The 21,382-nt window shown below is 66.0% G+C and carries 20 protein-coding genes and 1 tRNA gene; 12 read left to right on the top strand and 9 right to left on the bottom strand.

The genetic code is table 11. The annotated features are described in order from the left end of the window. Positions 1 to 148 precede the first annotated feature (148 nt). The 6 genes from M3A49_RS37340 to M3A49_RS37315 all read left to right on the top strand — a co-directional run bounded on the left by M3A49_RS37340 (position 149) and on the right by M3A49_RS37315 (position 5,067). Entirely contained in the window at positions 149 to 1,072 is a 924-nt protein-coding gene (locus M3A49_RS37340; RefSeq protein WP_254352217.1) for a branched-chain amino acid transaminase, read from the top strand. A 60-nt stretch (positions 1,073 to 1,132) separates the two neighbouring features. Beyond that, positions 1,133 to 1,327 carry a zinc-finger domain-containing protein gene (locus tag M3A49_RS37335; RefSeq protein ID WP_028205950.1) on the top strand — a complete coding sequence of 65 codons (195 nt, stop codon included), beginning with the start codon at positions 1,133 to 1,135 and terminating at the stop codon, positions 1,325 to 1,327. 209 nt (positions 1,328 to 1,536) lie between these two features. Beyond that, complete coding sequence (gene waaF / locus M3A49_RS37330; protein ID WP_028205951.1) at positions 1,537 to 2,562, top strand: lipopolysaccharide heptosyltransferase II; 1,026 nt, start codon at positions 1,537 to 1,539, stop codon at positions 2,560 to 2,562. Between the two features lie 311 nt (positions 2,563 to 2,873). After that, positions 2,874 to 3,320: a nuclear transport factor 2 family protein gene (locus M3A49_RS37325; protein ID WP_028205952.1), complete on the top strand. Its 447-nt coding sequence runs from the start codon at positions 2,874 to 2,876 to the stop codon at positions 3,318 to 3,320. Between the two features lie 27 nt (positions 3,321 to 3,347). Further along, complete coding sequence (locus M3A49_RS37320) at positions 3,348 to 4,436, top strand: YheT family hydrolase (RefSeq protein WP_266233319.1); 1,089 nt, start codon at positions 3,348 to 3,350, stop codon at positions 4,434 to 4,436. Continuing rightward, positions 4,429 to 5,067, top strand: a complete 639-nt coding sequence (locus M3A49_RS37315; RefSeq protein ID WP_266233317.1) for a DUF2946 family protein — start codon at positions 4,429 to 4,431, stop codon at positions 5,065 to 5,067. Before M3A49_RS37320 ends, M3A49_RS37315 begins: the two co-directional genes overlap by 8 nt. Positions 5,068 to 5,075: 8 nt before the next feature. Here M3A49_RS37315 and M3A49_RS37310 read toward each other — a convergent pair whose 3' ends face one another. Beyond that, entirely contained in the window at positions 5,076 to 6,878 is a 1,803-nt protein-coding gene (locus M3A49_RS37310; protein ID WP_266233316.1) for a M48 family metalloprotease, read from the bottom strand. Positions 6,879 to 7,060: 182 nt separating this feature from the next. On the opposite strand from M3A49_RS37310, the gene moaC reads away from it, so the two are divergent. Both moaC and M3A49_RS37300 read left to right on the top strand, forming a co-directional pair. Continuing rightward, on the top strand, positions 7,061 to 7,540 hold the full coding sequence (moaC, locus tag M3A49_RS37305; protein WP_254336372.1) for a cyclic pyranopterin monophosphate synthase MoaC: 480 nt from the start codon (positions 7,061 to 7,063) through the stop codon (positions 7,538 to 7,540). Positions 7,541 to 7,544: 4 nt separating this feature from the next. Continuing rightward, entirely contained in the window at positions 7,545 to 7,895 is a 351-nt protein-coding gene (locus M3A49_RS37300) for a nucleotide pyrophosphohydrolase (protein WP_266233315.1), read from the top strand. On the opposite strand, the gene M3A49_RS37295 is transcribed toward M3A49_RS37300, so the two are convergent. From M3A49_RS37295 to recA, 8 genes are all read right to left on the bottom strand, one after another. Next, positions 7,825 to 9,699, bottom strand: a complete 1,875-nt coding sequence (locus M3A49_RS37295) for a PglL family O-oligosaccharyltransferase (protein ID WP_266233314.1) — start codon at positions 9,697 to 9,699, stop codon at positions 7,825 to 7,827. The two genes, M3A49_RS37300 and M3A49_RS37295, sit on opposite strands and share 71 nt — an antisense overlap. A 145-nt stretch (positions 9,700 to 9,844) precedes the next feature. Beyond that, a complete protein-coding gene (locus M3A49_RS37290) occupies positions 9,845 to 10,456 on the bottom strand; it encodes a pilin (protein ID WP_266233313.1) in 612 nt (203 codons plus the stop codon). A gap of 126 nt (positions 10,457 to 10,582) precedes the next feature. After that, positions 10,583 to 11,305, bottom strand: a complete 723-nt coding sequence (locus tag M3A49_RS37285) for a TerC family protein (protein ID WP_254352230.1) — start codon at positions 11,303 to 11,305, stop codon at positions 10,583 to 10,585. A 187-nt stretch (positions 11,306 to 11,492) separates the two neighbouring features. After that, positions 11,493 to 12,374: a succinate--CoA ligase subunit alpha gene (gene sucD, locus M3A49_RS37280; RefSeq protein WP_028205961.1), complete on the bottom strand. Its 882-nt coding sequence runs from the start codon at positions 12,372 to 12,374 to the stop codon at positions 11,493 to 11,495. A 91-nt stretch (positions 12,375 to 12,465) separates the two neighbouring features. Next, positions 12,466 to 13,632 (bottom strand): ADP-forming succinate--CoA ligase subunit beta, encoded by a 1,167-nt coding sequence (gene sucC, locus M3A49_RS37275; protein WP_028205962.1) that lies wholly within the window; start codon positions 13,630 to 13,632, stop codon positions 12,466 to 12,468. Between the two features lie 50 nt (positions 13,633 to 13,682). Beyond that, positions 13,683 to 14,378, bottom strand: a complete 696-nt coding sequence (locus tag M3A49_RS37270) for a DUF2889 domain-containing protein (RefSeq protein WP_266233310.1) — start codon at positions 14,376 to 14,378, stop codon at positions 13,683 to 13,685. A gap of 118 nt (positions 14,379 to 14,496) precedes the next feature. Beyond that, positions 14,497 to 15,387: a recombination regulator RecX gene (gene recX, locus M3A49_RS37265; RefSeq protein WP_266233308.1), complete on the bottom strand. Its 891-nt coding sequence runs from the start codon at positions 15,385 to 15,387 to the stop codon at positions 14,497 to 14,499. Between the two features lie 53 nt (positions 15,388 to 15,440). Further along, a complete protein-coding gene (gene recA, locus M3A49_RS37260) occupies positions 15,441 to 16,517 on the bottom strand; it encodes a recombinase RecA (RefSeq protein WP_254352235.1) in 1,077 nt (358 codons plus the stop codon). Positions 16,518 to 16,765: 248 nt separating this feature from the next. Between recA and M3A49_RS37255 the strand changes: the two genes are divergently transcribed. The 4 genes from M3A49_RS37255 (at position 16,766) to M3A49_RS37240 (ending at position 21,359) form a co-directional block, all read left to right on the top strand. After that, positions 16,766 to 17,530, top strand: a complete 765-nt coding sequence (locus M3A49_RS37255) for a response regulator transcription factor (RefSeq protein ID WP_266233306.1) — start codon at positions 16,766 to 16,768, stop codon at positions 17,528 to 17,530. 12 nt (positions 17,531 to 17,542) lie between these two features. Beyond that, on the top strand, positions 17,543 to 19,192 hold the full coding sequence (locus M3A49_RS37250) for a sensor histidine kinase (RefSeq protein WP_266233305.1): 1,650 nt from the start codon (positions 17,543 to 17,545) through the stop codon (positions 19,190 to 19,192). A 321-nt stretch (positions 19,193 to 19,513) separates the two neighbouring features. Further along, entirely contained in the window at positions 19,514 to 21,172 is a 1,659-nt protein-coding gene (locus M3A49_RS37245) for an MFS transporter (protein ID WP_266233304.1), read from the top strand. A 110-nt stretch (positions 21,173 to 21,282) separates the two neighbouring features. Further along, positions 21,283 to 21,359 (top strand) — tRNA-Met (locus M3A49_RS37240). Positions 21,360 to 21,382 lie beyond the last annotated feature (23 nt).

Here is a 21,382-nt window from a genome sequence, read left to right as displayed (position 1 = left end):
GCCCGAATACCCCGCCCCACGCGCCCGCGGGCGCGCTGGAAGGCGTCAAATGACGCTAAAATAATCATCTTTGCCAACCGCAACCACGCGGCGCGCGGCGAAACCCCTGTATAAGCCCGATATTTACTGCACTTGTCTGGAGAATCGTATGTCAATGGCCGACCGCGACGGCAAGATCTGGATGGACGGCAAGCTGATTGATTGGCGCGACGCCAACATTCACGTGCTGACCCACACGCTGCACTACGGCATGGGTGTTTTCGAAGGCGTACGCGCCTATCAGACCGCCGACGGCAGCACCGCCATCTTCCGCCTCGCCGAGCACACCAAGCGTCTGCTCAACTCGGCCAAGATCTTCCAGATGGACGTGCCGTTCGACGCGAAGACGCTCGCCGACGCGCAGCTCGAAGTCGTGCGCGCGAACAAGCTCGAGTCGTGCTACATCCGCCCGATCATCTGGGTCGGCTCGGAAAAGCTCGGCGTTTCGGCCAAGGGCAACACCATTCACGTGGCCATCGCCGCATGGCCGTGGGGCGCCTATCTCGGCGAGGACGGCCTCGCCAGGGGCATCCGCGTGAAGACGTCGTCGTTCACGCGCCATCACGTGAACGTGTCGATGGTGCGCGCCAAGGCTTCGGGCTGGTACGTGAACTCGATCCTCGCCAACCAGGAAGCCACCGCCGACGGCTACGACGAAGCGCTCCTGCTCGACGTGGACGGCTATGTCTCGGAAGGCTCGGGCGAGAACTTCTTCCTCGTGAACAACGGCAAGCTGTACACGCCGGACCTCGCGTCGTGCCTCGACGGCATCACGCGCGACACCGTCATCACGCTCGCGCGCGACATGGGCATTCCGGTGATCGAAAAGCGCATCACGCGTGACGAGGTGTACACCTGCGACGAAGCGTTCTTCACCGGCACCGCCGCCGAAGTCACGCCGATCCGCGAGCTCGACAACCGCACCATCGGCAGCGGCTCGCGCGGTCCGGTCACGGAAAAGCTGCAATCGGCCTTCTTCGACGTGGTTTCGGGCAAGAACGAGAAGTACGCGCACTGGCTCGCGAAGGTCTAAGACATAAAGGTCCGGGCGCCCCTTCGCCCGGCCCCCACAGCTACACAGAGAATCGTCCTCATGAGCGAAATTAAGGAAATGCCGCTGGTCGAACTTTCGGCCAAGGATCTGCCCGCTTACTGCCCGAATCCGTCGATGCCGCGCTGGAGCAACCACCCGCGCGTGTTCCTCGACGTGACGCACGGCGAAGCGAAGTGCCCGTACTGCAGCACGCGTTACAAGCTGCGCGCGGGCGAGGTCGTCCACGGCCACTGACGCGTTTCGCCTCACTCGCGGCGCGCCGCCGTGCATGCGGCGGCGCGTCTTTCCGTGATGCCGCTGCCGGTTCATCGGCGCGCGGCTCGTCCTCTTTTTCCCAACCGTGTTTCGCGCGCGGCCCGATACGCCCCCAAGCCGGCCCCGAGCCGGTCCCAGGCGGGCACGCCGCACGTGCAACCTTTACCCTCTCCGGACCCTGACTCCCGATGCGTCGCGCGCTGGTAATCGCACCGAACTGGATCGGTGACGCACTCATGGCGCAGCCGCTTTTTTCGCGGCTCGTGAAACTGCACCCGCGCATTCAGATCGATGCGCTCGCGCCAACCTGGGTTGCGCCCGTACTCGAGCGCATGCCCGAGATCCGCGACGTCTACGCCACCGACCTCGGCCACGGCAAGCTGCAGCTGCTGCGCCGCTGGCAACTGGCGGGCGATTTGCGCGCCGAGCGCTATGACGCCGCCTACGTGCTGCCTAATTCGCTCAAGTCCGCGCTGATCCCGTGGCTCGCCAATATCGGGCTGCGCATCGGCTACACGGGCGAGAACCGCTACGGCCTCTTGAACGTGCGTCATGCGAATCCGCCGAAGGACGAGCGAGCGCCAATGGTCGGGCACTACGCCGCGCTCGCCTACGCGCCCGGCGCGAGCGTGCCCGATGACCTGCCGATGCCGCGCCTCGAGTCGGACCCGAACGAGGCGTCGCGTGTGTCGGCGCGCTTCAATCTCGATACGCGCGTGCCGCTGCTCGTGTTCTGCCCCGGCGCCGAGTACGGCCCGGCCAAGCGCTGGCCGCCCGAGCATTTCGCGGCGCTCGCGAAGATGGTGGGCCAGTCGTTCCCGTATACGCAGATCGTCGCGCTCGGCTCGCCGAAGGACGCCCCGCTCGCCCAGGCCATTGCCGATCGCGCGCCGAACGTGCGCAACCTGTGCGGGCAGACCGCACTCGGCGAAGCGTGCGCGCTGATCTCGCGCGCGAATGCCGTGGTGACCAACGATTCGGGCCTGATGCATGTGGCCGCCGCCCTGCGCCGCCCGCTCGTCGCGCTGTACGGTTCGACGGATCCGCGCCACACGCCGCCCTTGTCCGAGCTTGCAAAGGTACAATGGCTGCATCTCGAATGCAGTCCCTGCTTTGCGCGCGAGTGTCCGCTCGGGCATCTGAACTGCCTGCGCGAACTGAGCCCGGAGCAGGTTTTCGGCGATCTGCGCGGCATGCTGCTCGGGCAGCGATAAGCATCAGGCATCGCCAGCAGCGTTGGGCGGCTATGTACCGCCCGCCACGCTGAAAACATCGCGCACACAAATGGATGTGCGCCACGCAACGGACGCCACGCGCGTTGCGCGCGCCCAATAGAGGCATCGAGGCGCGGGAGGGACCAAAGCGCCGCATCGGAGCACGTCACAGGCCTGTCTCGCGAAAGCGGCATGCTCGCGGCAAACGCGCGGCACGCAGCGACAGCCGCGCAGCGACGCAACCGATCAATCGCCAACCCGCGCCCAGGTAGACGCCGAATGCAACACCGAGCGCACAAGACCAACGAGCCATGCCACGTTTTGCCCACATCTTCGAAGCCGCCGCGGACACCCTCAACGCGTACTACCAGGCCGTCGCGGAAGTCAACATCGACAGCTTGATGGGTCTGTGGATCGATGAAGAATTCGTGAGCTGCATCACGGCGGAAGGCGCGCATCTGCACGGCCTGTCGAGCATCCGCGCGGGCCTCGCCGCGCAGCTCGAAGCGGCGCCGGTGTCGATCGAGCCGCTCGACATCCGCGTGTACGACAGCCTCGGCACCGTGGTCTACGCGATCGTGGAAGCGCACCGCCCGGTCGATCCCAGCGCGATTCCCACCATGGTCTTCACGACCTACGTGATGGTTCACGAGCGCGGCGAATGGCGCATTGCGCACATTCACGCGAGCCGCATGCCCGACGACGCAGCTACGCAGTTCTCGGCCAAATTGCGCCACGGCCAGGGCGCGCTGCACTGACATAAGGGCGCAAAGCAGGGGGCAGTGATGAGTACGACCGACGACACCAGCAGGCCCGGCGAGGCAGCCCGCGTCGCGGCCGCGCTCGATGCCCAGACTGCCCTGCTCGGCCCCCACTACGACAACGACTACCGCGCGCCGTTCTGGCTGCCCGGTGCGCACATCCAGACCATCGTGCCGGCGCTGTTCTCGCGCCTGCCCGCGCCCGCCTACCGGCGCGAGCGCTGGGACACGCCAGATGGCGACTTCATCGAAGTGGACTGGCTGGACGGCAAGCAAGCCGGTGCGGATTCACGCAACGCCCCCAACGTACGTAACGCCCCGCTGTTCGTCCTGTTCCACGGCCTGGAAGGCGGCTCGAGTTCCCACTACGCGCGCGCGCTCGCTGCCGCCGCGCAGGCGCGCGGCTGGCATGCGGCGATCCCCCACTTTCGCAGCTGCAGCGGTCCATTGAACCTGCTGCCGCGCTTCTACCATCTCGCCGATTCCGCCGAAGTCGACTGGGTGCTACGCCGCTTCGCCGCCCGCCACGCAGGGCCGCTCGTCGTCGCGGGCGTGTCGCTCGGCGGCAACGTGCTGCTGCACTGGCTCGCGCAGCGTCGCGAGGACGCCGCGATCGTCGCGGCCGCCGCCGCGATCTCCACGCCGCTCGATGTGCATGCAGGCAGCGAGATGCTGACGCAGGGCTTCGGCATGATCTACACGCGCAGCTTCCTGAGGACGCTGAAAGTGAAGGCGCTCCAGAAACTCGAGCAGTACCCCGGCCTGTTCGACGCGCAAGCCGTGCTCGCCAGCCGCACGATGTACGAATTCGACAACGTCGTGACCGCGCCGCTGCACGGTTTTCGCGACGCCCACGACTACTACACCCAGGCGACGATCCGCCCGAAGCTCGGCGAAATCGCCGTTCCCACGCTCATTCTGAACGCGCGCAACGATCCGTTCCTGCCGGGCCGCGCGCTGCCCGCGCGCCACGAAGTGAGCGCCGCCGTCGAGCTCGATCAGCCCGCGCACGGCGGCCACGTCGGCTTCATGACGGGGCCGTTCCCCGGCCGCAGCGACTGGCTCGCGCAGCGCGTGTTCACCTATCTCTCGCCTTTCGTCTCTCATGGATGACATCGTCAAACAGGCGCTCGCGCGCTGGCCCAACGTCCCGCATTGCACGGGTTGGCTGCTGCTCGACGCACGCGGCAACTGGCGCATGCGCGACGAGGCCGCCCAGGCGCAGAACGCACCCGGCGCGGCGATCCGCCACGAAGCGCTGCTCGGCTTCATCAACCGCAATTACGAGCGCGACGAACAAGGCCAGTGGTACTTCCAGAACGGGCCGCAGCGCGTGTACGTCGAGCTCGAATACACGCCGTGGATCGTGCGTCTCGCCGCGGGTCATGACGGCGGCGATGACGCGTTGACGCTCACCGATCAGGGCGGTCAGGCGTTCGAGCCCCTGGCGGCCTACCTCGACGAAGCGGGCAGCGTGATTTTCGCCGATGCAAGCACGCCACCGCGCGCGGCGCTGCTGCACGACCACGACCTCGACCTCTTCACGGACCACGCCACGCTCGCGGACGACGCCGAGAGCGGCACGTTCCACTGGCGCGCTGGCGCCGCGCTACCGCTGCAGCCGATCAAGCGCGCCGACGTGAGCGCGCGCTTTGCCTTCGTGACGAGCCCGGCGCGCGCCGAGCGCGAGGCGCTGGCCGCGCAGCACGGCGCGAGCGGCGCGCCGCCTGCATCCGCAGACTGAGCGCCGGCTCAGCCGCGACCCTCGTCCTTCTCGTCCTGACGCTCCTGCTTGTAGCGCGCCTCGAAATCGTGGAGGCGCGCTTCGATGGTCGACAGATCGTAGTAGCCCACCGATTTCATGTCGCGCGCCTCCTTGAGCTGACGGATGGCCGAGGGCCAGGCGCCGTCAAGCGCGAGCTTCTCCGCCATCGCCCGATGCTGGGTGAGCGCGTCGCCGAGTCCGGCGCTCGCCTGCGCCAGATAGAGCCACCATGCGTCCTGCTGCGGTTCGGCCTCGGTTGCGCTGCGCGCGAGCGTCTGCGCCTCCTTGAAGCGCCGCGCCGCGATCAGCGCCTGCAGCAGCGCATCGGTGGCTGCGTGGGAGTCTGGCCACGCCTTGTGCGCGGCCAGGGCCAGCCGCACGGCGTCGTCGGTGCGGCCTGCGCGGCGCGCGATGTCCACGGCGAGCACGTCCAGACTCGGCGAGTTGCGTGTCTTGCTGCCATCCGCTGCCTCGAACTGCGCGAACGCCGCGCGCGAGTTCGCGAGCGACGCCGTGGCGTCGTCATAGCGCTCCAGCAGCATCTGCGCGCAGGCAATGCCATACCAGTTCGCGGCGACGTTGAGCGCCGTGCGGTCCTCGAGTTCCGAGCGCAAACGCGAAACCTCGTCGATGTACTCATTGCGCGTGCGGTCCTGAAGCACACGCACACGTGCGCGCACGAAACCGTACTCGGGCGCCTGGCGCGGCTGACGGTATGCGGCGCGGCGCGCGCGGTCCTGCATGTCGGCGATGCGCTCGCCGGTCAGCGGGTGCGTGCGCGCGTAGGCCGGCACGCCCGTGTCTTCCATCGAATCGCGCTCGAGCCGCTCGAAAAACGCCACCATGCCCCACGGGTCGTAGCCCGCGCCGGTGAGCAGCTGGAAGCCCACTCGATCGGCCTCGTGCTCCGCGGCGCGCGAGAAACGCAACTGGCTGTCCACGGCATACGCCTGGCTGCCGAGCGCAATTCCGGCGCCGAGATCGCCGCTGTGCGCGAGCACGCCCGCGAGAATGCCGAACAGCACGCCGGCCAGCGCGGCAAGACCCGTGCGCTCGCTCTGCGAAAGCATACGTGCGATGTGCCGCTGCAATACGTGGCCCATTTCGTGACCGAGCACGGAAGCGAGTTCGGATTCCGTTTGCGTGACGACGATGAGCCCCGAGTTCACGCCGATGAAGCCGCCCGGCAGCGAGAACGCGTTGATCTGGCCATCGCGGATCGCGAACAGATCGAAGTCGGGCCGATACCCGCCGATGAACTGCGCGCTAGCGGCCGCGGCGAGGCGCGCGGCGACCGAATTGAGGTAGTCGCGCACGAGCCAGTCGCCGATGTAGTCGGGGTCGCGGCGAATCTCGCGCATCACGCGCTCGCCGATACGGCGCTCGGCCTGCGGCGTGAGTGCGCCGCCCGAGCCGTCGCCGAGGTCGGGCAGTGGCGGCACCCAGGCGGGGGCGCGCACGCTGGTATTGCCGCTCGAAGACGAAGCTGCGCCTGCGTGGCCTTGGGTCGCAAAGCGGCTCTGCGCGCCGCCGTAAGTGCCGAACACGCCCTGCGCGATCGAGGCGGGGACGACGGGGTCCGCCGCGTCGTCGAACGGGCCGCTCACGAGTGCGGGCGCCGCATTGGCTGCATTCGGTGCGGGTCTGGCGGGGGCCGGGACGGGCTGCACGGCTGTCGGCGGGGCCACGCCGAGATTGAGCACGGCGGCATTCGACGCCTGCGCGTACGCTTGCGGCGAAACCGCGAGCGACGCGCACAACCATGCAGCAAGCAGCCGTTTCAGACGCATTGATGACAGGATCGGGGAATGCGGAACACTGGCGCGTCGGTGCGCCCGGTGCGGACCGCCTGCGCGCTTGCGCCAACCGATCGATTGTAGCCCGCCTTACAACTCTTGCGGCGCGGCAAGACGCGTAGAAAGCGCGGCGTGCCGCACTGTTAAGATAGGTACCCCTCAAGGAAGAACCCACCATGCCTGAACTCACGCATTTTGACGCCGCCGGCGACGCTCATATGGTCGATGTCGGCGGCAAGGCAGAGACGAAGCGCATCGCGCTCGCGAGCGGCACGATCCGCATGTTGCCGGAAACCTTCGCGCTGATCCGCGACGGCCACGCAAAAAAAGGTGACGTGATCGGCGTTGCGCGCATCGCCGCAATCCAGGGGGCGAAGCGCACCTCGGACCTGATTCCGCTGTGCCATCCGCTCGCGATCACGCGCGTGAAGGTGGACTTCGCGCTCGACGAAACGCTGCCCGGGGTTCACTGCACGGCGCAGGTGGAAACGCTCGGCCGCACGGGCGTGGAGATGGAAGCGCTGACCGCCGTCCAGGTCGGACTGCTGACCGTCTACGACATGTGCAAGGCCGTGGACCGCGGCATGACGATCACCGATGTGCGCGTGCTGGAAAAGCACGGCGGGAAGTCGGGGGATTGGGTGGCGGAGCGCTGACGCCATGACGCTCGACGAACTGCTCGCGCAGGTTCTGGCCTTCCGCGACGAGCGCGACTGGAAGCAGTTTCACACGTTGCGCAACCTGATCGTCTCGACGAACATCGAGGCCGGCGAGCTACTGGAAACGGTCCAGTGGAAAACCGATGCGCAGATCGACGCACAGCTCGCCGATCCCGCGCATCTCACGCATCTCAAGCACGAATGCGCGGATGTCTTCATGTACCTCTTGCTGGTCGCGCATACCGCCGGCATCGATCTGGTCGAGGCGGCAGCGGAAAAGCTCAAGCTGAACGCGCAGCGCTACCCCGTGGAGAAGGCGAAAGGCAGCGCCACGAAATACTCCGAGCTTTGATTGCCGCAGCGGCGGCGCAGAACGCGGCGGCGAACTGACGCGCCGCCGCTTCCGTGGGCTGCTCGTCGAGCAGGCCGTAGAGCGAAGCGAGTTGCGTCTGCCAGTCGTGTAGCTCCGAGGCGAAAATGCGCAGACGCTCCACCGTGTCGAATGCGCCCGCCGTGTCGCCGTCCAGCGCCTGCAAGACCGCGTAGCGGCGCAGCACCGTCTCGCCGGGCAGCAGCGCGATGGCGCGCTGGTGCGCGTAAAGCTTGCTCGGCAGGCTCGCGGCGTTCATCGGCAACAGCGTGGCCATGCCGTAGTCGCCCCACGCGCCGAACAGGCGCGAAGGATCGTCGCCGTAGTCGCGCGCCGGGTGCTGTCCGTAATACAGCACCTCGGCGCGGTTGTAGTCGCGCAGCACCGGGTACAGCGCCGCGACGCCGCCGAACACGACCACCGCATACACGCCGAGCGAGACGCGCGACGGCACGGCACGCAGCGGCTTCGTCTCCAGCAGACCGAACACGAACATCGCCGGCAGCAGGAAGAACATGTACTGCTGCGGATACTCGACGAGTGCATGCATGACGACCACGCCGATCAGCATGAAGCCAAACACGCGCTCGGCGGTGTGCGGCGCGCGCAGCCCGCGCACGAACCACGCGACGAGCCCGATCACGACGATGGCAAGACCGACGAGGCCAGTCTTCGCGAGCAGGTCGAGGAAGATATCGTGCGCGTTGTTGGCGATCTCGACGCCGCCAAGCGAGCGCACCAGCTCGAACTGATGCATCGGGAAGTCGCCCCAGCCGACGCCGAGCACCGGATGCGACTTGAACATCGTCCAGCCGTAGCGCCACAGCGCGAGGCGCGGCGCAATCTGGCTGGCGTCCTTCATGCGCTCGGCGGCCGACTGCGCAAGGTCGAGGCCATAGTGGACGTTGGCCCAGCGCACGCATGCATTCATGCCGAAGAAGATCAGCACGAGCACGACCGGGATGGCCCAGGCGCGCACGCCGCCAGCCTTGCGGCCCGAGCCCGCCGCCGATGAGAAGCCTTGCGCGAGCGCACCGCGTCCCTCGTCTGCTTCGCTGCGGCAGCCCGCAAGCGCGATCCACAGCCCCGCGACGAAAATCACGCCCATCTGCAGCCACGGCCCGCGCGACACGGTGAGCGCGAGACCGCCCGAATAGATCGCAGTCAGCGCGCCCCAGAGCAGCATGTTCAGACGCCGCGTGAGCACGAGGTACATCGCACCCGCCATCGCGAAGGCGATATAGGTGGCGAGGTGATTGGCTTGCGCCATGTTGCCGAACGGCCGGCGATCGACGGTAATGTTGTACGCCACCACGAGCGGCGTGACCTTCGTCTCCAGGTGAAAGAGCTGGATCCCCTGGGTGAATACGGCGAAGAGGCCGCCGAACTGCAGCGCGAACGCCCCCCACACGAGTGCGGACTGCATGAGGCGCGCGCGCGTGATGGTGTAGCCCGCGTGCGTCGCCACGAAGGCGGCGAGCAGATAACCCGCGCCGAGCCAGTTCATCGAAGGCTCGGCGAGCGGCAGTGCGAAGGTCTGCACGATCAGCAGCAGACCGAAGAAAAACGGCACGAGCGCGACCGCGGGCGACGCGAAGCCCCCGCCCGTGCGCGCCGGACGAACGAGCAGCAACGTCGCGGCGCCCATCAGCACATAAAGTGTCAGTGCAACGAATTCCGCGTAGAAAGTCGGAATCGGATAGGTGTGGTTGACGACCGCATAGGGCAGCGTCAACGCGAGGGCCAGCAAGACGAACGTAAGGTAACGCGCAAAATTGGAAGGCATGGTTGGGCGGGGGCGTTCAGCAACGGGGCACTATACAAAACTTTTCCCCCGCTGTGCGGGTGTGGCCGGTTGGGTCGCATCGGCGTGCGGTTGCGCGCATGCGCTCGAAAGCGCTCATGGTTGCCCCCGCACCTGTGCGCAAACCTTATGCGCGGCAATCCGGCGGCGCGAGATTGCTCGCCAGCGTTGCGGCGTCCACTGGCGCTGGGCCCGCGCCGGGCGCCCCCAGCGACGAAGCCGCCTTGCCCGCTGCGAAGCACTCCCACGTGAGCGTCCCGCCCTGCACGCTGCCCTGCGCGAGCGCGACGCGCGCGGTGGGCGCATCGGCATTGTCGGGCACCGAGGGCACGAGCACGATGGTGTTGCTGCCCTCGGGCGCCACGCGCGAGGTGAAAGCAACCGTGATCTGACCGGTCGTATCGTCGATATGCAGCGACTGCACGTTGCGGGTGGCGGGCGGCACCGTGTAGCCCGCGCCGAACGCGTTGCCGCTCGCCGCGTTCTCCGCCACTGCAAGGCGTGCGGAAGACGCGAGCGAAAGGCCCTCGCCCACGCGGCTGCGGGCGAGGTAATCCTGGTACGCGGGAATGGCGTAGGCGGCGATCACACCGACGATCGCGAGCACGATCATTAGTTCGATCAGCGTGAAGCCACGCGCGGTCCAGCGCGCGGCAATGCTGGCGAGGCGCGAGAGTCTGGCAAAACACGCGCAGCCGTTGCGCGGCGGCGGGCTCATGGAAAGGGGGGATACGGTCATCGTCAGGGCTCCTGAAACAAGAAACGCCTGCTCACAGTCGTGAACAGGCGTCTTGATCGTATCGGCGGCCCGCTTTGCGCAGCAGTCGGCCAGATGGCCCAGGCGCAATGGCACAGCCATGCGCGCTCAGTGCGACTGCGGCCCCTGCGCCGCGCTGCGCCGCGCGTTGCGGCGCCTGAGCCACGACCCGAGCGCGACGACGAACACTGCCCCCGCCACGGTCATGCCATATTCGGCCGCAGGCGTATCGAGCAGCGGCCAGCGGTCGCCGGCGGGATCGTTGATGATGAGCCCGCCCGCGATCCAGCCGAGCAGCGCTGCGCCGAGCGTCACGATCACCGGGTAGCGGTCGAGCAGCTTGAGCACGAGCTGGCTGCCCCACACGATGAGCGGAATGCTCACCATCAGCCCGAAGATCACGAGCGCGATGCGATGGCGCGGATCGGCAGCTTCGGCAGCGCCCGCGATCGCGACCACGTTGTCGAGGCTCATCACCGCGTCGGCGACGATGATCGTCTTGATCGCGCCCACCAGCTTCTCGGCAGGCTTCACGTTGGCGTGCTCGAGATGACTGGGCGCGAGCAACCGAACGCCGATCCACAGCAAGAGCAGGCCGCCTGTGAACTTGAGGAACGGCACGTTGAGCAGCACCACGGCGAACGCGATCAGCACCACGCGCAGCGCGATCGCGCCTGCGGTGCCCCACAGAATGCCGCGCATGCGCTGCTGCGAAGGCAGGTCGCGGCAGGCGAGCGCGATCACCACGGCGTTGTCGCCGCCGAGCAGGATGTCGATGACGATGATCTGGATGACAGCGCCCCAATGGAGCGTCGCGAAAAACTCGAGCATGGAGACGAAGACTCAGCCGTGACTCAGGATGGGCGGCTCATACGGCGAGCCAAATAAAAAAGCGAGGAGGCCATGACTGGCTCCCTCGCTTTTGTTCGGAAACCTCGTGAAAGGATTCCGCAAGCATATCAAAAAACGCCGGGCGCCCGCGCATGCATGATGCACGAGCGGCAGCGCATTTCGCAATTTACAGCATCGCCTTCAGCAGACGGCCCATTTCCGACGGGTTGCGCGTCACCTTGATGCCGCACGCGTCCATGATTTCCAGCTTCGCGTCGGCCGTATCCGCACCGCCCGAGATCAGCGCGCCGGCGTGGCCCATGCGCTTGCCCGGAGGCGCCGTGACGCCCGCGATGAAGCCGACGACCGGCTTCTTCATGTTGCCCTTGATCCACTCGGCGGCGTTCGCTTCGTCCGGACCGCCAATTTCGCCGATCATGATCACGGCGTCCGTATCCGGATCGTCGTTGAACATCTTCATGACGTCGATGTGCTTCAGACCGTTGATCGGGTCGCCGCCGATACCGACTGCCGACGACTGGCCGAGGCCGATCGCGGTCAGCTGGGCAACCGCTTCATACGTCAGCGTGCCCGAACGCGACACAACGCCGATGCGGCCCTTGCGGTGGATGTGACCCGGCATGATGCCGATCTTCAGCTCGTCCGGCGTGATCGTGCCGGGGCAGTTCGGGCCCAGGAGCAGCGTCTTGCGGCCTTCGCGGCGCATACGGTCCTTGACTTCGATCATGTCGCGGACGGGAATGCCTTCCGTGATACAGATCGCGAGATCGAGGTCGGCCTCGACGGCTTCCCAGATCGCAGCAGCAGCGCCTGCCGGCGGCACGTAGATGACCGAAACGGTCGCGCCGGTGGCGTCCTTCGCTTCACGCACGTTCGCGTAGATAGGAATGCCTTCGAAATCTTCGCCGGCCTTCTTCGGGTTCACGCCAGCGACGAACGCTTCACGGCCGTTCGCGTACTCACGGCAAGCGCGGGTGTGGAACTGACCGGTCTTGCCGGTAATGCCCTGCGTGATGACCTTGGTGTCTTTGTTGATCAGAATCGACATGTATTGACCTCTGTTCGTCTGGCGTCATGTAGCCCTGCCACTTTCATTACAGTGGCCGCGCCGGCACCACGCCATTCGTGTCCGGTGAAAATTACTTGCCTTCGGCAGCCGCGACGACCTTCTGCGCGGCTTCTTCCATGCTGTCTGCCGAGATGATCGGCAGGCCCGATTCGGCCAGCATCTTCTTGCCGAGGTCCTCGTTCGTGCCCTTCATGCGCACGACGAGCGGCACCTTCAGGTTCACGGCCTTCGAACCGGCGATCACGCCTTCTGCGATCACGTCGCAGCGCATGATGCCGCCGAAGATGTTCACGAGGATCGCCTTCAGGTCCGGGTTCTTGAGCATGAGCTTGAACGCTTCCGTAACCTTCTCGGTCGTGGCGCCACCGCCTACGTCGAGGAAGTTGGCCGGCTCGCCGCCGAACAGCTTGATGGTGTCCATCGTGGCCATCGCGAGGCCTGCGCCGTTCACCAGACAGCCGATGTTGCCGTCGAGCGAGATGTACGCGAGGTCGAACTTCGAGGCTTCGATTTCGGCCGGATCTTCTTCGTCCAGGTCGCGGTAAGCGACGATTTCCGGATGACGGGCCAGTGCGTTGGAGTCGAAGTTGAACTTCGCGTCGAGCGCGATAACCTTGCCGTCGCCGGAGACGTTCAGCGGGTTGATTTCAGCCAGCGATGCGTCGGTTTCCCAGAATGCCTTGTACAGGCCTTGCAGGATGGCGCGGGCTTGCGGAATCGAAGCAGCCGGCACGCCGATCTTCGCGGCGAGGTCGTCGGCCTGGGCGTCGAGCAGACCCGTCGACGGCTCGACGATGACCTTGTGGATCAGTTCCGGGTGCGTTTCGGCGACTTCTTCGATGTCCATGCCGCCTTCGCTCGAACCCATCAGAACGATCTTTTGCGACACGCGATCAACGACGAGGCTGACATACAGTTCCTGCTTGATGTCGGCGCCTTCTTCGATCAGCAGACGGTTGACCTTCTGGCCTTCCGGGCCGGTCTGGTGCGTGACGAGCTGCATGCCGAGGATCTGGTTCGCGTATTCGCGGACTTGCTCGATCGTCTTGGCGACCTTCACGCCACCGCCCTTGCCGCGGCCGCCAGCGTGGATCTGCGCCTTGACGACCCAAACCGGACCGCCCAGCTCTTGAGCGGCCTTGACCGCGTCATCCACCGAAAACACCGGGATGCCGCGCGGGACCGCGACTCCGAATTTCCGCAGGATTTCCTTACCCTGGTACTCGTGAATCTTCATGCGTGATTCCTTCAGTCTGAGAGTTGGAGTGAACTTCGATTCCGCTGTTGTTATTCATGCGAGACGGCGTCGGCCCTGCCCTCTTGGCCCGGGCTCCGGCTGTCGCGCACGCTGGGGATTTCCGCGCCGCGTGCTATCGAACGCGGCACATGGCCATACCAGCGCGGATAAAACTGCTTCACCGCCTCCCCGTCGAACCGCAGCGCATGGCAGCGGCCAAGCTGGAAGGGCGGCTTTTCACCGGCGGCCTCATTGCCTCCGGCGGTCTTGCCGAGTTCCGGTCCGGGCGCTTCACCCGGCGAGCCATTCGATGTGTCCCACACTGCCCCGACGAACGCCTGGACCGCAGCCGTTGGCAAAACGCCCAACATTTCTGTGAGGTGTGTGCAGCCGAGCGTGCCGGCGAGGAGCCGGCCCGCTTCGCGGCGGAAGTTGTCGAGGAGATTGAGCCCGATAAGGGCCCGATAGGCGGGATTAGCGTTCTGGCACTGACCGTCGTAAGGCACCCAGTCGGACGACGCTTCGGCGTCGACGACGTTGAGCTTGCGATCGATCGTAATGCGCAGCCAGAGTTCATGGATCGGCAGACCATTGGGCCGGACACCGGCGGCGAGCGGCACGTCGCGTGGCTTGTGGTCGGTCAGGCACGCGTCGATGTCCCACAGGCCGTCTTCGCGCTCATAGGCAACCGCCCGGATGGCGCGCTGATGGCGCAACTGGCGGGGCACGGGCGGAGAAAGCGGCATGCTAAAGGTAAGACCGGATGGGAAAACCTCGCGATTTTAACATACCGGGTATTTGAGACAGCCGCGAACACACAGGCCGGGCGGGGACTTGCCTGCGCGGATTTTCGAGACGGCCGGCTCAGTTGTCGGACCAGTCTTCCTCGATTCCCTTGAGGATCTTGCCGATGATCGACATCGAGAAGCCGCGCGCCGCGAGAAAGCGCGCCTGGCGCGCGCGTTCGGCAGGCGTCTCGGGCAACTGGCCGTACTTCTTTTGCCAGACCGTGCGGGCACGCACGAGCTCGGTCTCGCGCAGTTGCGAGCTCACCTCTTCGATGAGCGCTTCGCCCACCGCGTGACGCTTGAGTTCGCTGACGATACGCCCCGCCCCCACGCGCGACGCGCGCCGGTGCACGACGCTTTCGGCAAAGCGCGCGTCGGAGAGCCAGCCTTCGCGTTCGAGCGAATCGAGCAGGACTTCGAGTGCGTCGGCGTCCTCCGTGTACGGCATGAGCTTGCGCGAGAGTTCGGCGCGGCTGTATTCGCGGCGCGAAAGATAGCCGAGCGCGCGGCCCTTGAGGGAGCGCTCGGGGCGCTGCTTCGCCGTGGACGATTGTTCGCGCTCGCTAGCGCGTGCGGCGCGGCTGGCCGAGCTACGCTCGTATTGGTCGGCTTGCGGCGCACTGGATTCGCGCGCCGTTTCGAGAGGCGCGCGACGCGATCGCTTGAATGTTGGTTCGGACAGCGGCGGCTCTGGTGGCATGTTTGCCGCGGCTTCATCGGCCCCGCTGAAGAAAGCCTCGAACGGGACTTCGAAGACCGCGCCGCCATCGTCGCTGAGATCGGCGGGCGGGGAATACGCCGCACCAGAATGCGCGAAGCCGCGATCGCCCGCCTGGGCGTCGCGGCTTAAATGGCTTGAGCGGCTCGTGCGCGACTCGGCAGGCTTGACGGCGGAGCGCCGCTCGGCGCCCCTGTCCACAGACGAACCCGCACGCGGGTTAGCCTGCTCGCCGGAAGGCGAGGACATGTGTGACCCGCCCTTGCGCATCAGCTTGCCTTATCTACGAGAGCCTCGTGGACTTACTCTTCGCCAGCGACTTCGACTTCGCCGGAATCCTTGACGCCGTCCGGCATCGTGCTCACGCCAAGCGATTCGCGGATGCGGTTTTCGATCTCGCGAGCAATGTCCGCGTTCTCGCGCAGGAATTCGCGTGCGTTGTCCTTGCCCTGGCCAATGCGCTCGCCGTTATAGCTGTACCACGCACCCGCCTTGTCGACGATCTTGGCCTGCACGCCGAGGTCGACGATTTCGCCCTGACGCGAGATGCCCTCGCCGTAGAGAATGTCGAACACGGCTTCGCGAAACGGCGGCGCGACCTTGTTCTTCACGACCTTCACACGCGTTTCGCTGCCGATCACTTCGTCGTTCTTCTTGATCGAACCGATGCGGCGAATGTCCAGACGCACCGACGAATAGAACTTGAGCGCGTTGCCGCCCGTGGTGGTTTCCGGGTTGCCGAACATCACGCCGATCTTCATGCGGATCTGGTTGATGAAGATCACCATGCAGTTCGTCTTCTTGATCGTGCCGGTGAGCTTGCGCAGCGCCTGCGACATCAGACGCGCCTGCAGACCCGGCAGCGAGTCGCCCATTTCGCCTTCGATTTCGGCCTTCGGCACGAGCGCCGCGACCGAGTCGATCACGATCATGTCGATCGAGCCCGAGCGCACCAGCGCGTCGGTGATTTCGAGCGCCTGCTCGCCCGTGTCCGGCTGCGAGATGAGCAGTTCGGGCACGTTCACGCCGAGCTTGGCGGCGTATTGCACGTCGAGCGCGTGTTCCGCGTCGATGAACGCCGCCGTGCCGCCGAGCTTTTGCATTTCGGCGATCACCTGCAGCGTGAGCGTGGTCTTGCCCGACGATTCCGGACCGTAGATCTCGACCACCCGGCCGCGCGGCAGACCGCCTACGCCGAGTGCGATGTCGAGGCCGAGCGAACCGGTGGAGACTACCTGGATGTCCTCGACCGCATCGCCGTCGCCGAGTCGCATGATCGACCCCTTGCCGAACTGCTTTTCGATCTGCGCGAGCGCGGCGGCCAGCGCCTTGCTCTTTTCAGCAGTCAGCCCAGCCGAGCCTTTCTTGCTATCTTCCATGAATCGTCCTTTGCTATGATGAACGGCGTCTCGTGACCATGCGCACGCCTCATTCGGGCTAATGCACACGAACGCAGACACTGTATAAAAAAACAGTGGTTTTGGCAAGCCTTTCTGGCTATCCAGAACCGCAAATTTCGGGAGACCGCCGCGCGTCGCCTGACCGCGCCTTCAAGGACGCGGCGCGGCGCGGGTGTTACGAGCCTAACTACGAGGTCAAAAAGCCTCGAAGGCGACGCTGGCGCAACATGCGAATCCTCATTGCCGAAGACGACAGCATACTCGCGGACGGGCTCGTGAGATCACTCCGCCAATCGGGCTATGCCGTCGATCACGTGCGTAGCGGCGTGGATGCCGATACTGCCTTGTCGATGCAGTCGTTCGACCTCTTGATTCTCGATCTGGGCCTGCCGAAAATGCCGGGCCTCGAAGTGCTGCGCCGTTTGCGCGCGCGCAATTCCAACCTGCCCGTGCTGATCCTCACCGCCGCCGACAGCGTGGACGAGCGCGTCAAAGGCCTCGACCTCGGCGCCGACGACTACATGGCCAAGCCCTTCGCGCTCAACGAGCTCGAAGCGCGCGTGCGTGCGCTCACGCGGCGCGGCGCGGGCGGCGGCCCGACCGTCGTGCGGCATGGCGCGCTGGCGTTCGACCAGGTGGGGCGCATTGCGCGCATCAACGACCAGGTGCTCGATCTTTCCGCGCGCGAACTGGGCGTGCTCGAAGTGCTGCTGCAGCGGCTCGGGCGGCTCGTCTCGAAGGAGCAGCTCGTCGACCACCTGTGCGAATGGGGCGAGGAAGTCAGCAATAACGCCATCGAAGTCTACGTGCACCGGCTGCGCAAGAAAATCGAAGCGGGCGGTGTGCGCATCGTGACCGTGCGTGGGCTCGGCTACTGCCTCGAAAAGGAGGCAAAGGAAGCGCAGGCCGGCGCAGGCCAGACGCCCGCCCGGACCGAGGCCGGCGCGCCCGACGCCGCGCCGGCGATGCCCCCCAGCCACTACTTCAAGTAGGCAGGATCGACGATGGCCGGGCGTCCTCCCATCGCGCGCGCCGTGCCGCCCAAGGGCGCCGCAGGCGTGGCCGGTTCGGCCGGCGACAGCGCCCCGGGCGCGAGCGCATTCGCGGCCGACGCCCTCGACGACGACGCGCGCGACGCCCGCTACGCCAATCCGTTCGCCCCGCCCGACGAAGCCGAAGCCGTCGCCGAGGCGCGCCCGCGCTCGCTCTTCGGCGAGATTCTCGACTGGATGCTCGCGCCGTTGCTGCTGCTCTGGCCGATGAGCATCGCGGTCACGTATCTGGTAGCGAAGTCGATCGCCAACGGCCCCTTCGATCGCGCGCTCGAGACCGATGCCTACGTGCTCGCGCGCCAGATCCAGCCCGTCAACGGCGTGGCCGAGCTGACATTGCCCGCCTCCACGCGCGACTTCCTGCGCGCCGATAACGTCGACAGCGTGTTCTATCAGGTGCTCGGCAGCCGCGGCGAACTGATCGGCGGCGATCGCGACATGCCGCTGCCGCACGACGACGACCGACCGCCGCCGGGTCTCGTCGAATTCCGCGACGACACGCTGCGTGGCATCGACATCCGCGTCGCCTATACAACGGTGGAGCCGACGCATCCCAGCGCCGCCGATCGGCAAGGCCAACCCGTGCTCGTGCAGGTCGCGGAAACGCTCGACAAGCGCCGCCAGCTCGCCAACGACATCATCAAGGGCGTGATCCTGCCGCAGTTCGTGATCTTGCCGCTCGCGATCCTGCTCGTGTGGTTCGGCCTCTCGCGGGGCCTCGCTCCCCTGCACGCGCTGCAGTCGAACATCCGCATGCGTCGCCCCGACGATCTTTCGCCGCTCGAAGCGCGCCGCGCGCCGCCCGAAATCGAGCCGCTCGTCACCTCGTTCAACGACCTGCTCACGCGGCTCGAACAGAACATGGAACTGCAAAAGCGCTTCATAGCCGACGCCGCGCATCAGATGAAAACGCCGCTCGCGGGCCTGCGCACCCAGGCCGAACTCGCGCTGCGCCAGAACGCGCCCGCCGAAGTGCACCGCTCGCTCGAGCAGATCGCGACGAGCTCCGCGCACGCCGCGCGGCTCGTCACGCAGCTGCTCGCGCTCGCGCGCGCGGAAAACCGCATGTCGGGGCAGGTCTTCACGCCGGTGGACGTAGCCGACGTGGCGCGCCACGCCGTGCGCGACTGGGTGCAGCCGGCGCTCGCCAAGCAGATGGACCTCGGCTACGAAGGCCCCGAAACGGCCTACGGCAGCGAGGAAGTCGATGGCGAAGCGGCGGCGCGCGTCGAAGTGGACGGCAACCCGGTGATGCTGCGCGAGATGCTCTCGAACCTCATCGACAACGCGATCCGCTATACGCCCGCGGGCGGGCGCATCACCGTGCGCGTGCGGCCCGAGCCCGCGGCGGGCGTGGTCCATCTCGAGGTGGAAGACACGGGCATGGGCATTCCGAGCGCCGAGCGCGAGCGCGTGCTCGAGCGCTTCTACCGCATTCTCGGGCGCGACGGTGAAGGCAGCGGGCTCGGGCTCGCGATCGTGCGCGAGATCGTCACGATGCACGGCGGGACACTCGCCATCGACGACCACGTCTATCAGGATACGCCGCGCCTCGCCGGCACGCTCGTGCGCGTGACGCTGCGGCTGCGCGCGCTCGCTTGAGCGGCCGCGCCGGCGCTTTGGCGGCGAAACCACTGCGAAACCAACTGATCGCGTCAGAAAACCGGGATGGGACTTACCCTTACCCGATCCGCGGCGCATGGCTCAAAGATCAAACTTTATAAGACGTTCCAATCGGAATGCGTGATTTTACTCGCGCATTCGGCGAATATAGCAGATCAGACCCCATTCCTATACCACATTCAGAAACCCACACGCGCGTCAGAAGCCCGTAAGTTTCCATTCCAATAATGCTCCGCAGGACCGCGGGTCTAAGAGTCGCCTGCCCGACGGACCACACGCATATCAATACTGGAGACATCTATGGCAACCGTTGGCGGACACGCCTCGCACGCGCCGATGACCAGCGACGAAAAACGCGTGATTTTCGCGTCGTCGCTCGGCACCGTGTTCGAGTGGTACGACTTCTACCTGGCCGGATCGCTTGCGGCCTTCATCAGCAAGAGCTTCTTTTCCGGCGTCAATCCCACGGCCGGCTTCATCTTCACGCTGCTCGGCTTCGCCGCCGGCTTTGCCGTGCGTCCGTTCGGCGCGATCGTGTTCGGGCGCCTCGGCGACCTCGTGGGCCGCAAGCACACGTTCCTCGTCACGATCGTCATCATGGGTATCTCGACCTTCGTGGTCGGTTTCCTGCCCGGCTACGCGGCGATCGGCATTGCGTCACCGGTGATCTTCATCGGCATGCGTCTGCTGCAGGGTCTCGCGCTCGGCGGCGAGTACGGCGGCGCTGCGACCTACGTCGCGGAACACGCTCCGCCCGGACGCCGCGGCTTCTACACCTCGTGGATCCAGACGACCGCCACGCTCGGCCTGTTCCTCTCGCTGCTCGTGATCCTCGGCGTGCGCACGTTTGTTGGCGAAGAACAGTTCGCCGCATGGGCCTGGCGCATTCCGTTCATCGCCTCGATCCTGCTGCTCGCGGTTTCGGTGTGGATCCGTCTGCAGCTCGACGAATCGCCGGCGTTCAAGCGCATCAAGGCGGAAGGCAAGATCTCGAAGGCGCCGATCAAGGAAGCGTTCGGCCAGTGGAAGAACCTCAAGGTCGTGCTGCTCGCGCTCTTCGGCCTCACGGCCGGCCAGGCCGTGGTCTGGTACACGGGCCAGTTCTATGCGCTCTTCTTCCTCACGCAAACGCTCAAGGTGGACGGCTCGAGCGCCAACATCCTGATCGCGCTGGCGCTGTTGATCGGCACGCCGTTCTTCCTGTTCTTCGGCGCGCTTTCGGACAAGATCGGCCGCAAGCCCATCATCATGGCTGGCTGCCTGATCGCGGCGCTCACCTACTTCCCGATCTTCAAGGCGATCACGCACTACGCGAACCCGGCGCTCGAAGCCGCTACGCAGCGCGCGCCGATCGTCGTGATCGCGGATCCGGCCGAATGCTCGTTCCAGTTCAACCCGGTCGGCACCTCGAAGTTCACGAGCTCGTGTGACATCGCCAAGAGCGCGCTTTCGAAGGCCGGCCTGAACTACGAGAACGTCGCCGCCCCGGCGGGCACGCTCGCGCAGATCAAGGTGGGCGACGCGACCATCGACACATTTGACGGCAGGGCGCCCGGTGCGAAGGAAGCCGGCTCGCTGTTCGAGAAGACGCTCGCGGCCACGCTGAAAGCGGCAGGCTATCCGCTGAAGGCCGATCCCGCGCAGCTGAACTGGCCGATGACGGTGGTGATGCTGACGATCCTCGTGATCTTCGTGACCATGGTGTACGGGCCGATCGCGGCGATGCTGGTGGAGATGTTCCCGACCCGCATCCGCTACACCTCGATGTCGCTGCCCTATCACATCGGCAACGGCTGGTTCGGCGGCTTCCTGCCGGCGACGGCCTTCGCGATCGTGGCGGCGCGCGGCGATATCTACTCGGGCCTCTGGTACCCGATCATCATCGCGCTGGGTACGTTCGTGATCGGCATGCTGTTCGTGAAGGAAACCAAGGACTCGGATATTTACGCGCAGGATTGAGGCTGTGAGCGCCGCGGGGAGGGGCTTCTCGCCCGGCGAGCGCCTTCCCTGCAGAAAAGATGACGAGGGGGTTGACAACTTCCGGCGGTACCGCGATAATTCTTTTCTTCGGCGAATTAGCTCAGCCGGTTAGAGCGACGGAATCATAATCCGCAGGTCCGGGGTTCGAATCCCTGATTCGCCACCAGTTGCAAAAGAAAGCCGCTGTCC

The sequence above is a fragment of the Paraburkholderia sp. CNPSo 3076 genome (genome assembly GCF_026343935.1).
Taxonomy (GTDB): domain Bacteria; phylum Pseudomonadota; class Gammaproteobacteria; order Burkholderiales; family Burkholderiaceae; genus Paraburkholderia; species Paraburkholderia nodosa.
The sequence above is the reverse complement of the archived record's forward strand: the minus strand, read 5'-3'. Positions and strand labels throughout refer to the sequence as shown.

What these genes read in the sequence shown, in the direction of transcription:
- M3A49_RS37320 (WP_266233319.1), top strand. Translation starts at nt 3,348, where the DNA reads ATGAGTACGACCGACGACACCAGCAGGCCCGGCGAGGCAGCCCGCGTC.
- M3A49_RS37285 (WP_254352230.1), bottom strand. Translation starts at nt 11,305, where the DNA reads ATGCTCGAGTTTTTCGCGACGCTCCATTGGGGCGCTGTCATCCAGATC.
- sucC (WP_028205962.1), bottom strand. Translation starts at nt 13,632, where the DNA reads ATGAAGATTCACGAGTACCAGGGTAAGGAAATCCTGCGGAAATTCGGA.
- M3A49_RS37255 (WP_266233306.1), top strand. Translation starts at nt 16,766, where the DNA reads ATGCGAATCCTCATTGCCGAAGACGACAGCATACTCGCGGACGGGCTC.
- M3A49_RS37315 (WP_266233317.1), top strand. Translation starts at nt 4,429, where the DNA reads ATGGATGACATCGTCAAACAGGCGCTCGCGCGCTGGCCCAACGTCCCG.
- M3A49_RS37300 (WP_266233315.1), top strand. Translation starts at nt 7,545, where the DNA reads ATGACGCTCGACGAACTGCTCGCGCAGGTTCTGGCCTTCCGCGACGAG.
- M3A49_RS37335 (WP_028205950.1), top strand. Translation starts at nt 1,133, where the DNA reads ATGAGCGAAATTAAGGAAATGCCGCTGGTCGAACTTTCGGCCAAGGAT.
- M3A49_RS37295 (WP_266233314.1), bottom strand. Translation starts at nt 9,699, where the DNA reads ATGCCTTCCAATTTTGCGCGTTACCTTACGTTCGTCTTGCTGGCCCTC.
- M3A49_RS37340 (WP_254352217.1), top strand. Translation starts at nt 149, where the DNA reads ATGTCAATGGCCGACCGCGACGGCAAGATCTGGATGGACGGCAAGCTG.
- sucD (WP_028205961.1), bottom strand. Translation starts at nt 12,374, where the DNA reads ATGTCGATTCTGATCAACAAAGACACCAAGGTCATCACGCAGGGCATT.
- waaF (WP_028205951.1), top strand. Translation starts at nt 1,537, where the DNA reads ATGCGTCGCGCGCTGGTAATCGCACCGAACTGGATCGGTGACGCACTC.
- moaC (WP_254336372.1), top strand. Translation starts at nt 7,061, where the DNA reads ATGCCTGAACTCACGCATTTTGACGCCGCCGGCGACGCTCATATGGTC.
- M3A49_RS37245 (WP_266233304.1), top strand. Translation starts at nt 19,514, where the DNA reads ATGGCAACCGTTGGCGGACACGCCTCGCACGCGCCGATGACCAGCGAC.
- recA (WP_254352235.1), bottom strand. Translation starts at nt 16,517, where the DNA reads ATGGAAGATAGCAAGAAAGGCTCGGCTGGGCTGACTGCTGAAAAGAGC.
- M3A49_RS37310 (WP_266233316.1), bottom strand. Translation starts at nt 6,878, where the DNA reads ATGCGTCTGAAACGGCTGCTTGCTGCATGGTTGTGCGCGTCGCTCGCG.
- M3A49_RS37290 (WP_266233313.1), bottom strand. Translation starts at nt 10,456, where the DNA reads ATGACCGTATCCCCCCTTTCCATGAGCCCGCCGCCGCGCAACGGCTGC.
- M3A49_RS37270 (WP_266233310.1), bottom strand. Translation starts at nt 14,378, where the DNA reads ATGCCGCTTTCTCCGCCCGTGCCCCGCCAGTTGCGCCATCAGCGCGCC.
- M3A49_RS37250 (WP_266233305.1), top strand. Translation starts at nt 17,543, where the DNA reads ATGGCCGGGCGTCCTCCCATCGCGCGCGCCGTGCCGCCCAAGGGCGCC.
- M3A49_RS37325 (WP_028205952.1), top strand. Translation starts at nt 2,874, where the DNA reads ATGCCACGTTTTGCCCACATCTTCGAAGCCGCCGCGGACACCCTCAAC.
- recX (WP_266233308.1), bottom strand. Translation starts at nt 15,387, where the DNA reads ATGTCCTCGCCTTCCGGCGAGCAGGCTAACCCGCGTGCGGGTTCGTCT.